The organism is Micromonospora sp. CNZ285, assembly GCF_004637285.1.
Genome location: NZ_SPQD01000001.1, coordinates 918,981 through 933,325, shown reverse-complemented (window position 1 = coordinate 933,325; position 14,345 = coordinate 918,981). Strand labels below are relative to the sequence as shown.

Below are 14,345 nucleotides of genomic sequence, written 5' to 3'. Positions count from 1 at the left end.
ACTTGCACCATCTGGGAGCGAGGTATTCCCCGGCCGAAGGTGGGAAATTCAGCCGTACACCACACAGTGGACGGTGCGGCGAAGCGGGGGACGACATTCATGCGGTTCAATGTTCTCGGTCCGTTGACACTGCACGTGGACGACCGGCCGGTCACGCTGACCGGCACCAAGCCCCGCCTCCTGCTCGCCGTGCTGCTGCTGAGCCCGGGGCGTACGGTCCCCACGTCCCGGCTGGTCGACGGCCTCTGGCCGGACGCGCCGCCCGCGTCGGCGGTCCGCAACCTGCGCACGTACGTGCACCGGCTGCGGCAGTCGCTGGACCGTGGCGGCGACTCGGCCGACCGGCTGGTCCACGACGGCACCGGCTACCACCTGCGGGTCGACGAGGACGAGCTGGACCTGCTGCGGTTCCGGCGTCTCGCCGGCGAGGCCCGCCGGGCCGCGCGGGGGGACCGCCCGGAGGCCGCCGCCGACCTGTTCGACCGGGCGGTCGAGCTGTGGGGCGGGCATCCGCTGGAGGACCTGGCGGATCTCGGTACCGACCTGGGCGCGACCGTCACGGCGCTGCGGGAGCAGCACCGGGAGATGACCACCGAGCTGATCGACCTGCGCCTGCGGCTGGGCCAGCCGGCCCGGGTCATCCCGCCGCTGCGCCGGATGGTGGCCGAGGAGCCGCTCGACGAACGCCGGCAGGCGCAGCTGGTGACCGCGCTGACCTTGGAGGGGCGGGTGGCCGAGGCGCTGGCCGCGTACCAGCAGGCCCGGCGCGGCATCGTCGACGAACTCGGCGTCGACCCCGGTCCCACCCTCCAGGGCGCCCTGCAGACCGCGTTGGATGCGGACTCCGCCGAGGTCCGTCCACCGGCCGGCTGGTCGGCGGCCCTCGGTGCCGGGCCCGCGTCGCCGCCCGGCCCGCCGCCGAGCCCGCAGGCCCTGCCGATGAAGCCGCCGTCCCTGGTCGGCCGGGACACCACGGCGGGCCAGCTGCGCGCCATCGCCGAGGGGATCGCCGACCCGGCCGGCGCGGACGAGCACGCCGGGGTCGTGCTCGTCTCCGGCGCGCCGGGCGTCGGCAAGTCCTCGTTCTCGGTGAGCAGCGGGTACGACCTGGCCGATCTCTTCCCCGACGGTCAGCTCTTCGTCAGCTTCGACAGCGGCGACGAGCCGCCGCGCGGCAGCGGGGAGCTGATCCGGGAGCTGCTGGTCGAGCTGGGCGTACCGCTGACCGACGTGTCCGAGGACATCCGGGAACGCTCCGCCGTGCTGCGCTGCGCGCTCGCCGGCCGGCGGCTGCTGCTCATCATCGACGACGTCGACTGCGCGCAGCAGGTGCGCCCGCTGCTGCCCGGGGCGGGCCGCAGCCTGGTGCTGATCAACAGCCGGCAGCGCCTGCTGGACCTGGACGTCGGCTGGCGGCTGACGCTCGGCGCGCTCGACCGGGCCGACGCGGTGGAGCTGCTGGCCACGATCGCGGGCGAGCGCCGGGTACGGGAGCAGCCGGAGGTGTTCGGCCGGATCGCGGCGGCCTGCGACCGGCTGCCGCTGGCCCTGCGGATCGTCGGCAGCCGGCTCGTCGCCCAGCCCGACGTCGCCCTGCCCGGCTTCGCCGCGCATCTGGAGGACGAGGAGAACCGGCTGTCGGAGCTGTCCGTCGGGGACATCTCGGTGCGCGACAGCCTCTCGGTCAGCTACCAGGCGCTGGACGTCGACGCCCGCCGGGCGCTGCACGCGCTGGCCCGCACCGACTCGTTCATCACCCCGGCCAGCGCGGTGGAGATCCTGCGCCTGCCCCGGCAGCAGGCCAACCGGATGGTGGAGCACCTGGTCCAGCACAATCTGCTGGTGCCGGTCGACCCCGGCGCGCCGGGCGAGCGCCTCCACCTGCCGGAGCTGCTGCGGCTGTTCGCCCGCGAGCGCGTGGACGCGCACGGGCGGCCGCTTCCGGCCTGAACGCCGATCGCGGTGTACGGGTCGAAGCGACCCGTACACCGCGATCGGGTGTCGCCTACTTGAGGAAGCGGTCCAGCGCGGCCTCGATGGTGCCGCTGTCCGGGGACGCGTACGACTTCATCGTCACCTTGTTGTAGGAGATGAAGCTCGGGCACCGGGCGGCGGGCGCGGTCACCGTGCCGCCGTCACCGACCTTCTCGCCGGTCTTGGCGGCGTGGAAGGTCAGGGTGTACCGCGAGGAGATGTAGTCGACAGTGACGACCTTGTCCTCGCTGTTCTTGTACTGGCACTTCTTCGGCGTGCCCTCGCTGCCCTCGACCATCTTGAGGCAGCCGATGACCGACACCGTGGCGAAGTCGGCCGACTTCGCGTAGTACGGCTTGGCCGAGCTGATCGTCTTCTGCGACCAGAACGACGGCCGGTCCGGGGAGTTGGAGAAGACGTACGCCTTCGAGCCCGCCGGCGCGGTGTACGGCGCGGCGTTGAGGATCGCGCCGCCGTCGCAGACCGCCGACATCTCGCTGGCGTACCGCGCGGTCAGCGAGTTGTTGTTGGACCCGTCCGGCCCGGTCGACTCCGGGCCGTCCGCGCTGGGGGTCGCGGACGGGCTGGTGTCCGGCCCGGGGGTGGCGCTGCCCGACGCCACCGGCTTCGGGTCCTCCTCGTCGCCGTTGAAGGCGACGTAGGCGAGGCCGCCGCCGCAGCACAGCAGCGTCAGCGTGACCGCGCCGGCGGCGAGGCCGACGATGAGGCCCTTGCTCTTGCCGCCGCTCGGGGGCGGGGTGGGCGCGTACGGCGCCGGACCGGGGTAGCCCGGCTGACCCGGGAACGGCGCCGCGGGCTGCGCGCCGTACGGCGCTCCCGACGCGGGCTGGGCGCCGTACGGGGCACCCGACGCGGGCTGCGCGCCGTACGGGGCGCCCGACCCCGGCTGCGAACCGTAGGGCGCGCCGGAGGCCGGCTGCGCGCCGTACGGGGCGTTCGGGTCGGGCTGGTTGCCCCACGCTCCGGCGTTCGGGTCCGGATAGCCTCCGTAGGGAGGGTGATTGTCACTCATCTGAGGTTCTTCCACCTGTCGTCCGTGGTTCCGGCGATCAACCACCCCGCAGCGTAATGACGCCTGCAAATTCACGATCGCCGACATTCGATACGTTCTTCACCACCCGTGCCGGGGTCACTCCGGTGCGTGCGTGCCCGGATCCGGCATCCGGCCGCCTATCAGGCGTGACGGGCCGGGGACCGTTGTGACGCAACGGATCGACCGATCGGCGATCGACCTGTACCCGACATCCCCGACGCCGAAAAGTGTGATGTACGCGACACCCACCGACACCCGGCGGGGCGGCGGCGGACCACATCCTGGACCGCCATTTAGTGAGGTCCATCGATATTGACGCACGTCACAGGCGCGGACAGAATCCCAGCACCACCACCAGGACCCCTCCGGGAGGGCCCCATGAACCGTCCCCGCCTGCCGCTCCTGCGGACCGCCGGCCGGGTGACCGCGCTCGTCGCGGCCGCCGCCGGCATGCTGCTCACCGTCGCCGCACCCGCCGTCGCCGCCGCGCCCGCCGGGCGCTACGTCGCGCTCGGCGACTCCTACACCTCCGCCCCGCTCGTGCCCACCCAGGTCGACCTGAACTGCCTGCGCTCCAACCGCAACTACCCGTCCCTGGCGGCGGCGTCCGCCGGGTCCTCGTCGTTCGCCGACGTGAGCTGCTCCGGCGCCACCACCGAGGACATCCTGTACGGCGGCGACGGCGCGCTGGGCATCGCGCTGCCGCCGCAGGTCAACGCCGTCACCTCGGCCACCGCGCTGGTGACCGTCCAGATCGGCGGCAACGACATCGGCTTCTCCGGCATCATCGGCGACTGCGCCGAGGCGAGCGTGAGCAGCCCGCTCGGGTCGCCCTGCAAGGACCGGTTCACCGCGGGCGGCACGGACCAGCTGCGGGCCCGGATCGCTGCCACCGCGCCGAAGGTGACGGCCGTGCTGCGGGCGGTCCGCCAGGCCGCGCCGAACGCGCGCGTGGTGGTGCTCGGCTACCCGGCGATCCTGCCCGACAGCGGGTACGGCTGCTGGCCGGTGGTGCCGATCGCCTACCAGGACGTGCCGTACCTGCGCGGTGTCCAGAAGGCACTGAACACGATGCTCGCCGACACCGCGGCGGCGGGCGGGGCGAGCTACGCCGACGTCTACACGCCGTCGATCGGGCGGGACGCGTGCAAGAGCAGCGGCACCCGCTGGGTGGAGGGGCTGGTGCCGCAGAACTCCGCCGCGCCGTTCCACCCGAACGCCCGCGGTGAGCAGGGCATGGCCACCGCCCTGCTGGCGCACCTGAGCTGACCCGGCCCGGGTGAGCCGGTCCCGCCCCTGCGGGACCGGCTCACCGTCGTGCGGCCTCACACCCGGGTGATGCGGACCGCGTCGGCGACCACGTAGCCGGCGCCGGCGCTCCAACGGCTCACCCCGACCTTGTCCCCGGTCCCGGCGGCGAGCGTGAACACGCCGAGCGAGACCCAGCGGCCGCCGCCGGTGCGCTGGTCGACCGCCACCGACCGGTTGCCGGTCGTGGTGGCGACCAGGTACGGGGTGCGGTCGTTGTAGCCGGGGTCGGCCGGGTACCACACCGACACCTCGTAGGAGCCGGTCGCGGGCAGGCTCGCCCGGAACCAGGCCACGTCGCTGGACGCGACCGGCGTGGCGAAGCGGTAGTCGGCGCCGTAGCGCTGCCCGGAGTACGCGGAGGTGCCCCAGGCCGTGCCCGCGCTGAACCCGCCCGACGTGGCGTTGTCGGCTGTGACGCTCCACATCGCGGGCGGGGTGCCGGCCCGTACGTCCAGGTAGTTACGGTCGATCTTCATGGTCACGCCGCCCCACGTCTCGGTGACGTCCCCGGCGTACTGGTGCAGGCGCTGCTGGTCGGCGTAGCGGTCGTCGGCGCAGTACGTGCCCCCGTCGGTGTCCGCGACGCCGTTCCACCAGGCGATCCAGATCTGGTCCAGGCGCAGGTACCGGGTGTCGTCGTAGGCGGCGCAGACGTCGGTGATGCCGGACGATCCGCTGGAGTACATGCCGGCGAGGTAGCCGCGCGTGTGCAGCCGCTCGACCCAGCCGGAGAGGAAGGAGAGCACGGTGGCCCGGCAGCTCGCGTTCGACGGGTACTGCTCGATGTCGTTGTAGAGCGTGCTGCCCGCGCCGATGCCGAGCGCCGCCGCGGCGGCGGCCGCGCTGTCCGCCGCGGTCCTCCCCTGCCCGCGGGCGGTGGCCGGGTCGGCGGACATCTTCGGCGTACGGGTGCCGCACGGCGCCTGGTAGCCCAGCTCGATCGGGATGAGCCGCCAGCCCTTGCGGGTCTGGTCGGCGACCCAGGTCGCGGTCAGGTTCGGCTGGGCGCAGGTGCGGCTGCCGCCGCTGATGTAGACGCCGACCGCGCGGTACGGCGACGCGGTCAGCCAGGCGTCCATCGCGGCCTGCGACGGCGCGGTACACGTGTCGAAGCCCTTGCCGGTGAAGGTGCCGGGCTGCGGGCCGACCGCGGCGACGGCGGCCGGTGCCTCGGCCGCGGCAGGCGTCCCGGCCGCGGCGGCCGGTGCGCCCGGAGCCGTGGCCGCGAGCACGGCGAGAAGTGTCAGGGCCGTGGCGATCGCTCTCATCGGCGCCCCTCCTGTGAAGGATTCCTCGCCCGGCGGCGAGACTTGGGCAGGATTTCTACCACGCATCGACGGATGACGACAGACGGCCGTGGCGAAAGTTTTCACGACGGAAACGATCATTGAAGGGTATCGACAGAACGGCGGGTGCCGGTATAGCGTGCCCGCACTCACATCCGTCGATCGGTGAAGCGCCGTCACCCGAGGAGCGCCATGCCCACGTCACGATCCCCCCGTCTGCGACGCCGAGGTCTGCTCGGCGTACCCGCCCTGGTGGCCGCCGCCCTCGCGGTGGCCGTCCGTCCCGGTACGGCGCACGCCGCGCCGAAGGCCGAGTGCCTCGCCGACCTGCTCGGGGAGCAGTGATGGCCACCATTCCCTGGCTGGTGGACGTGCTGCGCGGCGCCGGCGTACAGGTCGTGGTCGAGGGCGACTGGCTCAACCGGATGCGCTCCGGCTCGTTCGACCCGATCGGCGTGCTCTGGCACCACACCGCCGCCACGTCCAGCGCCACCAACCCGCACCCGGCGCTGAACATCTGCATCAACGGCCGGTCCGACCTGCCCGGCCCGCTCTGCCAGGCCCTCGTGGACTACCACGGCGTGTTCCACGTGATCTCCGCCGGCCGGTGCAACCACGCCGGCACCAGCGGCGGCAGCGGCCCGATCCCGGCCGGGGACGGCAACACCCTGATGATCGGGTGGGAGATCGACTACAACGGCGTCGACCAGCGGATGACCACTGCCCAGTACAACGCGAGCATCGCGGCCACCGCCGCCGTGCTCAAGCGGCTCGGCCGGGACTCCAGCTACGCCCGCGGCCACCGGGAGACCAGCACCACCGGCAAGATCGACCCGTCCTTCATCGACCTGAACACGATGCGCGCCGACGTGGCCGCCAAGATGGCCGGTGGTGGCACCGGCTGGACGTCGATCGTGGACAACGCCACGGCGGGCCGCTTCACCGCGAGCGCGAGCTGGGGCACCTCGACGTACTCCGGGCAGCGCTACGGTGCCGACTACCGCTACGCGGACCCGGTCGCCGCGAGCGACGCGGCCTGGTACAAGTTCAACGTGCCCCGCACCGGCAACTACCGGGTCGAGGCGTGGTGGCCGGCGAACGCGGGCTACAACGCGGCCACGCCGTACATCGTCGCCACCACCACCGGCAACCGGACGGTAGTGGTCGACCAGCGGGCGACCGGCGGGCAGTGGCGCTCGCTCGGCACGTTCACGCTGCCGGCCGGGGACGCCAACCGCGTCGCGGTCAGCCGGTGGAGCTCCGCCGCCGGCCTGGTCATCGCCGACGCGGTCCGGCTGACCGAGGTCTGACCCCTGGCGTACCGACGCGGCCGGGTGGGCGCCTCACCCGGCCGCGTCCGCCGTCGGTCAGCGCAGCGACCGGAAGGCCGCCCGCATCTCCTGGGCGAACAGTTGCGGCTGCTCCCAGGCGGCGAAGTGCCCGCCCCGGTCGAGCATGTTGTAGTGAATCAGGTTCGGGTACGCCCGCTCGGCCCAGCTGCGCGGCGCGAGCAGGATCTCGTCCGGGAACTGGCTCACCGCGGCCGGGACCTGGACGCCCTTGGCGGCGAAGAACGACAGCGCGTTCTGCGCGTACAGCCGGGCCGAGGACACCCCCGTGTTCGTCAGCCAGTAGAGCGTGATGTTGTCCAGGATGTCGTCGCGGCTCAGGCCGCCGGGCCGGCCGGCGAACGCGGCGCGGATCAGGTCCAGGCTCGCCGCGTCGTGGTCGAGCATGAACGTCGCCAGCCCGACCGGCGAGTCGGCGAGCGCGGTCAGCGTCTCCGGGCGGGTGGTCATGATCAGCGCGTACGCGGAGTGCTTCCAGAAGAAGTCGATCCGCTCGCAGGCGGCCCGTTCCTCGGCCGAGAGCCCGGACGGCAGGTCGGCGAGGGGGTTGTTCACGCCGGTGATGCCGCTCTGCAACAGCGCGTCGACGTCCGGCGGTACCACGCACGGCATGTTCGTGTGGATGCCGGCCAGTTCCGGCGGCGCCTGCACGCCGAGCATGTCGGTGATCAGCGCGCCCCAGTCGCCGCCCTGGGCCACGAACCGGGTGTAGCCCAGCCGGCGCATCAGCTCGGTCCAGGCGCGGGCGATGTGCTGCGGATCCCAGCCGGGACGGTCCGGCTTGCCGGAGAAGCCGTAGCCGGGCATCGACGGGATCACCAGGTGGAACGCGTCCGAGGCGCTGCCGCCGTGCGCCGTCGGGTCGGTGAGCGGACCGATGATCTTCAGTTGTTCGATCACCGACCCGGGCCAGCCGTGCGTGACGATCAGCGGCAGCGCGTCGGGGTGCGGCGAGCGTACGTGGATGAAGTGGATGTCCAGGCCGTCGATCTCGGTGACGAAGTTCGGCAGGTCGTTGAGCCGCGCCTCGACCCGGCGCCAGTCGTACTCGGTGGCCCAGTAGCGGGCGAGCGCCTGACTGGTCTCCAGCGGGACGCCCTGCGACTGGTCGTCCACGGTCTGCCGTTCCGGCCAGCGGGTGGCCGCGATCCGGTTCCGCAGGTCCTCCAGGTCCGCCTCCGGCACGTCGACGCGGAACTCGCGGATGCCGGCGCCGGTACGCGTCGGCGTCATGGTCTTGACGGCCACGGGTTGTCCTCCTCGGGTCGGGTCAGGGACCGAACGTGAAGACGTACGCGCGGAGACCGGGCCGCTCGGCGCGCAGGGTGAGCCGGTGCTCCCCCGGCGTCGCGCCGTCGACCAGGCGGATCATCGCCGCCCGGTCGACGACGGCCGTGCCGTCCGGGTCCACGTCGGCGCCGCGCGCGTCGGCTGCCGGTTTCCCGTCCAGCAGCACCCGAACCGCTGCCGGTCCCTCCGGTCCCGGGTCGGCCACCAGGTTCACCTCACCGGCGGTGAAGGGCAGGACCAGTTCCGCGCCGGCGCCGCCCGTCTCGACGTACTCGTCAGCGACCCGCCAGTCGCCGGTCAGCGCGTACGTGCCGGGCACACCCCGGTCGGCGCCGAGATAGGTCTCCGGGGTGATCCCGGCGTACGTGGGCTGCGGGGTGGTCACGAACGCGGTCACCTCCGGGGTGACCGGCGGCAGCGCGGGCGTGGGCGTGGCGGCCTCGACCAGCCGCCGGATCAGCGCCTCGGTCCGGTCGTAGTCGCCCTCGCCGACCCAACGGTCGGCCAGCCGCCCGTCGGCGTCGAAGAGGTACCTCGCCGGCCAGGCGTCGTTGCGCAGGGCACGCCAGAACGTGTGGTCGTCGTCGATCGCGATCGGGTAGGTGAGCCCGTGGTCGCGGATCGCCCGGTCGACGTTCTCCGGAAGCCGGCCGAACGCGAACTCCGGCGCGTGCGCGCCGACGACCGTGAGCCCCAGGTCGCGGTAGTCGCGGTGCCACGCCCGCACGTACGGGGCGGTGCGGATCCAGTTCACGCAGGTGTACTCCCAGACGTCGACGAGCACCACGCGTCCGCGCAGGTCCTCCGGCGTCAGCGGCGCGGAGTTCACCCAGCGGCGGACGTCGATCGGCGGCAGCCGGGTCGCCACCGTGGCCCCCGTCATCCGGTCGCGCCACGCGGTGATGGTGTGCCGGTCATGCGGGCTCCCTTCCGAGTACGTCCGGCGGCGGTTACCCGGACGGCGCGGCTTCGAACGGGCGTCCGCCGGGCCCGCGCGGGCGTTTGCCTCCGGCCCGGCCGGGTAGGACGCTGCGCCACCCGAGGGCGGGCCGTGCAGGCGGCGTGGGCGGCCGGGACGTCGCGGAGGGTCGATGACGGCTGGACCAGGGCGAGCACAGGCCCCGCCGGGCGAGGTGGTGGAGCTACGGGTGCACGGTGTCTCGGCCGGCGGCGCCGCCGAGGTGCTGGGCCGGCCGCTGGTCCGGCAGGTCGCGGGCGACCGCAGCGCCGGCTTCTACCGTCCCCGTCCCGACCTGGCCGACGGGCACGGCGCGAGCGGGGTGACGCTGGAGGCGTACCAGTGGAACGATCTGCCGTCCGGCACCGCCCTGCGTACCCTCTCGCTGTTGTTCCTGATGCCCTTCATGCTGCTCAACGTGGCCGTGTGGATGCGGCCGGGGGACGCCGCCGGCGGCGCGGTGGTGCGGGCGCTGTGCCGGGTGCTGGGGTTGAGCCTGACCGCGCTGTACGTGCTCGCCGGGGCCGGGGTCGCGCTGGATCTGGTGGCCTGGCAGTGCCTGTCCGTGCCGGCCTGCGTCGCCGACCGGGAGTGGCTGTCCTGGATGGGCGGGCGGCCGGTGGGGCTGCGGCTGGTGGTGCTGGCGCTGGTCCCGGCGGCCGCGGTGAGCCTGGTCTGGTGGGGCGCCCGGCGGCCGGGACGCTCGTTCACCGCGTTCCGGGCGCCGGAGCGGGCGTCGGCCGGGCCTCCGCTGAGCACGATCGGCCAGTGGGACACCGAGCCGCTGATGGGCCGGCTGCGTTCGATCCACATCGCGGCGGCCTTCGCCACCCTCGACGGCTGTCTCCTCGCCGCCCGGGCCGCGCAGGGTGTCCCGCCCACGGTGGCGGTGCTGCTGGCGGTCACCGGCGCGGTGCTGCTCGCCTGCCTGGTCCTGGTCTGCGTGCCGCCGCTCGTCGACCGGGCGCCCACCGACCCGCGACGTGACCGGGTCGCCCGGGTGCTGCGCGGCACCGCGATCGGGCTCACCGTCGTGGTGGCCGGGTACCTGCTGTTCGCCCCGGCCCGCTGGCGTACCGGCGGCGGGCTGCCCGGCTACGGCTCGATCCTGACCTGGCTGCTGGTCACGCACGCGGTACTGCTCGGCGGCCTGGCCGCGGTGCTGATCTGGCACCGCCTGCGGGTCCGCGGTCACCAGCCGCCGAACGGGCTCGGCGCGCTCGTGGTCGCCGCGGCGGCGGGCGGGCTCGCGGTCGCGTACTCCGCCGAGCTGGTCCAGCGCACCGCCGACCTGCTGGACCGGGGCGTGTCCCCGGCGGACGACATACCGGGTCCGGCGCACGCGTACACCTGGGCGATCTACGGCTTCTTCCGGGCGCTGCTCGTCACCCTGGTGGTCGCGGCCGTGGTGGCGCTGGTGTCCCGGCGCGGCCGGACGCGGGCCGCCGAGGCGATCGTCGAGCGGGACTTCCCGTCGCCGCCGGCCGAGGCGGCGCCCCGGCTGCGGCAGGTCCGGACGATGATCGTGCGGGCCCGGTTCACCGACCTGCTGGTGCCGCTGGCGGTGCTGTTCGCCGTCATGGCCGGACTGGGCGCGGCGACCACCGCGATGGCGCTGGTCCGTCCCGATCCGGGTGAGACGCTGGAGCACCGCACGCACGTACCGGCGGAGCTGGTCATGTTCGGCATCGAGGTGGGCGGGGTGGCGATCTCGGCGGCGGTGCTGGCCCTCATCCTCGCCGCGATCTTCGCCTACCGCAGCCCCGGGTTCCGGCACCACGTCGGCGTGCTCTTCGACCTGGCCACGTTCTGGCCCCGGGCGGCGCACCCGTTCGCCCCGCCCTGCTACGCCGAGCGGGCCGTGCCGGAGCTGGCCCGGCGCATCACGTACCTGGTGCACAGCGGCAACGGGGTGCTGCTCTCCGGCTACAGCCACGGCTCGGTACTCGTCGCCGCCACCGTCCTGCAACTACCGGCGGAGGTCAGCGCGCGGGTCGCCCTGCTCACCTACAGCTCACCGCTGCGCCGGCTCTACGCCCGCCTGTTCCCCGCCTACGTCGGCGACGAGATGCTGCGCGGGATCGGCGCCCGGGTCGGCTGGCGGTGGCGCAACCTGTGGCGGGACACCGACGCGCTGGGCGGCTGGATCTTCTCCCCGCACCGACCGGACGAGCCGGCCCGCGTCACCGGCCCGGAGGCGACTGTGGACCGTCGTCTCCGGGATCCGGAGAGCCTGGTGGCGCCGCCCTGGGACAGCGTCCCGCCGCCGATCAAGGGTCACCTCCCGTCCGAGGACGACCCGGCGTACGCCGAGACGGTGCGGGACCTGGCCGGGCGGCTGCGCGCCGCCGGGCCGTGACGCGGGCCGGGTGTCACGCCGCCGGGTGGTCCGCCTCGAACCGCTCCCGGGTGAGAAACGCCAGCCTCGCCCGCTTGTCCGGCATGTCGATCTCGTCGCCGAACGTGAAGCCCTCGATGCGCAGGCGGCGCAGCATGGCGTCGTTGCGCACGTCCGGCTCGACCACCACGCGGCGCGCGGCCGGGTCGCGCAGCAGGAACCGGATCAGGGCCGGGAAGACCGCGCCGGTCAGCGAACCCGGGTACGGCCGGGGCGCGTCGAGCAGCAGGTGCGTCCCCACGTCGCCGGGCTGCACCGGGTAGCGCTCGCCGACCGGGTCCGCCTCCGGCTGGTAGGTCTGGAACAGCCCGATCGGCTCGCCGTCGAGCCGGATCAGGTACGCGTGGTGGGTCTCCAGCCCGTCGACGAACGCGTAGATCTCGCGTACCTCGTCGACGGAGTGCGAGCCCATGCCCCAGAACCGGTTGCGGGGCCGGATCACCCAGCCGTGCAGCAGGTCGGCGTCCCGGTCGGGGCGTACCGGCTCCAGCGTCATCTCGCCGAGGCCGGGGATGCGCTCCAGGTGGATCACGTGGTCTCGTCTCCCGTCAGTGGGCCGGCGGGCACCGGGATCAGCGTCCCGGCGGCCCAGTGGGTCAGTTGGTCGGCGAAGTGCGCGTCGCCGGGGAGCCCGGACGCGCCGAAGGGGACGATCCAGCGGCTGGCCGCCCGGTCGGTCAGGTCCCACACGTAGCGGGCGACCGGGCCGCGCCAGCAGGCGTCGGACACGCCCGGCACGCTGGAGGTGGCCAGCACGCAGTCGGTGTCACCGGCGAGCGCCACCCGCCGCCGCATCGCGGCGACCGCGTCGGTGACCGCAGCGGCGACGCCCAGGTGCACCGGGTGCAGGACGTGCCGGCCGCCCCACTCACCGGGCGCGGGGCCGGCGGCCACCTCGGCCAGCGCCTCGGCGGCCGGCTCCGCGAGGTCGAACGCGGCGGCCAGGTGGTCCAGCGCCAGGCCGATCCGGGCCGCCGGGTCGGTCCAGGGGGCGAACAGCTCGTCGAACCCGCACGGCTCGTCGAGGGCACGCAACCCCGGGTGTACGCGCAACCGCCGGGCCAGCGCCGCCCGCCAGGCCGCGTACGCGCCGGCCTCGGCCGAGCCGGCCACCATCGCCCGGTCCCAGCCGCGCAGCCGCAGCAGCAGCGCGCGGGCGGGTTCGTCGAGCCGACCCGGGTCGAGCCGGTCGAGCAGCCGGTACAGCGGGCCGGTCGGGAGCCGGTCGTCGGTGTGCACCGTGGATGGTTCGGTGCCGTCGGCGAGCAGTGCCCGGATCCGGCGGGCCCGGTGCGGCGGGGCGAAGTCGGCGCCGTGCGCGGCGACGTCGTCGCGGCGGTCGTTGGCGCACACCGCCACGCCGTCGACCCGCTCGTCTACGAGCGGCAGGTAGTCGCCCCGCCACCGGTAGGCCGGCTCCCAGGCCGGCACGGGTTCCCGGCGGCACCGCTCGTCGCGTACCGGGACCAGGCCGGCGACCAGGCGGCGGACGCCTCCCTCGGTGTCGGCGGCGAGCACGCTGTTGACCGGCTCGACCCAGTGGCGCAGCGCGTCGGCGACGTCGCCGGTACGCCGGGCGCGCAGCAGCGGCAGCAACGCCTCGAAGCCGAGCCGGGCCTCGACCCGGCTCGGGGTGCGCAGCGCGATCGCCTCCCCGGTGACCCGGTCGTGGTCGATCACCGGCCCGCGCGGCGTCTCGATCACCTCGACCGTCTCGGCGGCGCCGCCGCGGACCTCGATCTCCTCGACGTGGCGCGCGGCGGGCGTCCAGCCGTCGGCGTCGCGGACCAGCACCCGGTCGCCGTCGCGGCGCAGCCGTTCACGGTAGAGGTCCTGGTAGTCGGCCATCGCGTTGGTGACGGCCCAGGCCACGTGGCCGGTGTGGCCGAAGTGCGGCACGCCCGGTACGCCGGGGAAGGCGAGACCGACCACGTCGAACTCCGGGCAGGCCAGGCGGACCTGCTGGTAGACGCCGGGGAGTTCGAGCAGCCGGTGCGGGTCACCGGCGATCAGCGGGCCCCGCCCGGTGGCCGGGTCGGCGGGCAGCGCCCAGGCGTTGCTGCCGGACGAGGCCGGTCCCTCGACCGCGAACAGCCCGGCCGCGTCGGGGCCGAGCGTCCGGGCCACGTGCGCGTGCCAGAGCTTGTTCGGGAACGTGGAGAAGAGCACGTGCTGGACGAGGAAGACACCCAGCGGCGACCAGGGGTGCCACGGTTCGGGCGCGGTGCCGGTGGCGGCGAACTCGGGCGCGGCGGCGGCACCCTCGGCGAGCCCGGAGTTGACCCCGTCGACGTACGCCCCGACCCATCGCCGGGTGTCCGGGTCCAGCCGTTCGTAGCAGCGCCGGGCGGTGTCGTCCAGCCGTACGCGGCGGGCGAACCGGTCCCACGCCAGCTCGGCCGGGCCGACGTGGGCGGCCAGGCGACCCTCGGCGCGCCATCGTTCGACGCTGATCTGCCAGGCCCGGTCCAGCGCGGCGACGCGCCCCTGCAGACGCGCGAGCGCGTCGACGTCGGCGGCCCACAACTGGGGCACGCCCCACTGATCGCGATCGACGTGTGTCATCGCCTCACGCCGCCTCGGCGCGCCGGGCGGCGGTTCCGTTCGACAGTCAACTTAGGATAACCTCCCCTAACCGAGGGCGACCTTACCGCGACGCGGGCGGGGCGCCAACCGGCGGCACATCCGGGACAAAGCATCCCGAGTCGCGCTTGATAGTTAGGCG

11 protein-coding genes are annotated in these 14,345 nt (G+C 74.1%); 5 read left to right on the top strand and 6 right to left on the bottom strand.

The annotated features are described in order from the left end of the window. The first annotated feature begins 99 nt into the window (after nucleotides 1–99). Complete coding sequence (locus CLT75_RS04255) at nucleotides 100–1,950, top strand: AfsR/SARP family transcriptional regulator (RefSeq protein WP_135239568.1); 1,851 nt, start codon at nucleotides 100–102, stop codon at nucleotides 1,948–1,950. 55 nt (nucleotides 1,951–2,005) lie between these two features. Here the strand turns inward: CLT75_RS04255 and CLT75_RS04250 are convergent, their stop codons facing one another. After that, nucleotides 2,006–3,007: a hypothetical protein gene (locus CLT75_RS04250; RefSeq protein WP_135239567.1), complete on the bottom strand. Its 1,002-nt coding sequence runs from the start codon at nucleotides 3,005–3,007 to the stop codon at nucleotides 2,006–2,008. 399 nt (nucleotides 3,008–3,406) lie between these two features. On the opposite strand from CLT75_RS04250, the gene CLT75_RS04245 reads away from it, so the two are divergent. Beyond that, nucleotides 3,407–4,297: an SGNH/GDSL hydrolase family protein gene (locus CLT75_RS04245; RefSeq protein ID WP_135239566.1), complete on the top strand. Its 891-nt coding sequence runs from the start codon at nucleotides 3,407–3,409 to the stop codon at nucleotides 4,295–4,297. Nucleotides 4,298–4,353: 56 nt separating this feature from the next. On the opposite strand, the gene CLT75_RS04240 is transcribed toward CLT75_RS04245, so the two are convergent. Next, on the bottom strand, nucleotides 4,354–5,607 hold the full coding sequence (locus CLT75_RS04240; protein ID WP_135239565.1) for a glycoside hydrolase domain-containing protein: 1,254 nt from the start codon (nucleotides 5,605–5,607) through the stop codon (nucleotides 4,354–4,356). A 210-nt stretch (nucleotides 5,608–5,817) separates the two neighbouring features. Here CLT75_RS04240 and CLT75_RS32525 point away from each other — a divergent pair, with 210 nt between their 5' ends. Together CLT75_RS32525 and CLT75_RS04235 are read left to right on the top strand one after the other, a co-directional pair. Beyond that, nucleotides 5,818–5,970: a hypothetical protein gene (locus CLT75_RS32525; protein WP_013285768.1), complete on the top strand. Its 153-nt coding sequence runs from the start codon at nucleotides 5,818–5,820 to the stop codon at nucleotides 5,968–5,970. Then, entirely contained in the window at nucleotides 5,970–6,935 is a 966-nt protein-coding gene (locus CLT75_RS04235; protein WP_030268833.1) for a golvesin C-terminal-like domain-containing protein, read from the top strand. Before CLT75_RS32525 ends, CLT75_RS04235 begins: the two co-directional genes overlap by 1 nt. Before the next feature lie 57 nt (nucleotides 6,936–6,992). Here the strand turns inward: CLT75_RS04235 and CLT75_RS04230 are convergent, their stop codons facing one another. Next, a complete protein-coding gene (locus CLT75_RS04230) occupies nucleotides 6,993–8,222 on the bottom strand; it encodes an epoxide hydrolase family protein (protein WP_135239564.1) in 1,230 nt (409 codons plus the stop codon). 22 nt (nucleotides 8,223–8,244) lie between these two features. Continuing rightward, nucleotides 8,245–9,147, bottom strand: coding sequence for a redoxin family protein (locus CLT75_RS04225; RefSeq protein ID WP_135239563.1), 903 nt, complete (start codon nucleotides 9,145–9,147; stop codon nucleotides 8,245–8,247). A 208-nt stretch (nucleotides 9,148–9,355) separates the two neighbouring features. On the opposite strand from CLT75_RS04225, the gene CLT75_RS04220 reads away from it, so the two are divergent. Then, nucleotides 9,356–11,581 (top strand): hypothetical protein, encoded by a 2,226-nt coding sequence (locus CLT75_RS04220; RefSeq protein ID WP_135239562.1) that lies wholly within the window; start codon nucleotides 9,356–9,358, stop codon nucleotides 11,579–11,581. 13 nt (nucleotides 11,582–11,594) lie between these two features. Here CLT75_RS04220 and CLT75_RS04215 read toward each other — a convergent pair whose 3' ends face one another. Next, nucleotides 11,595–12,116 (bottom strand): GNAT family N-acetyltransferase, encoded by a 522-nt coding sequence (locus CLT75_RS04215; protein ID WP_486485331.1) that lies wholly within the window; start codon nucleotides 12,114–12,116, stop codon nucleotides 11,595–11,597. A gap of 32 nt (nucleotides 12,117–12,148) precedes the next feature. Then, nucleotides 12,149–14,185: a penicillin acylase family protein gene (locus CLT75_RS04210; protein WP_135239560.1), complete on the bottom strand. Its 2,037-nt coding sequence runs from the start codon at nucleotides 14,183–14,185 to the stop codon at nucleotides 12,149–12,151. Between the last annotated feature and the right edge of the window lie 160 nt (nucleotides 14,186–14,345).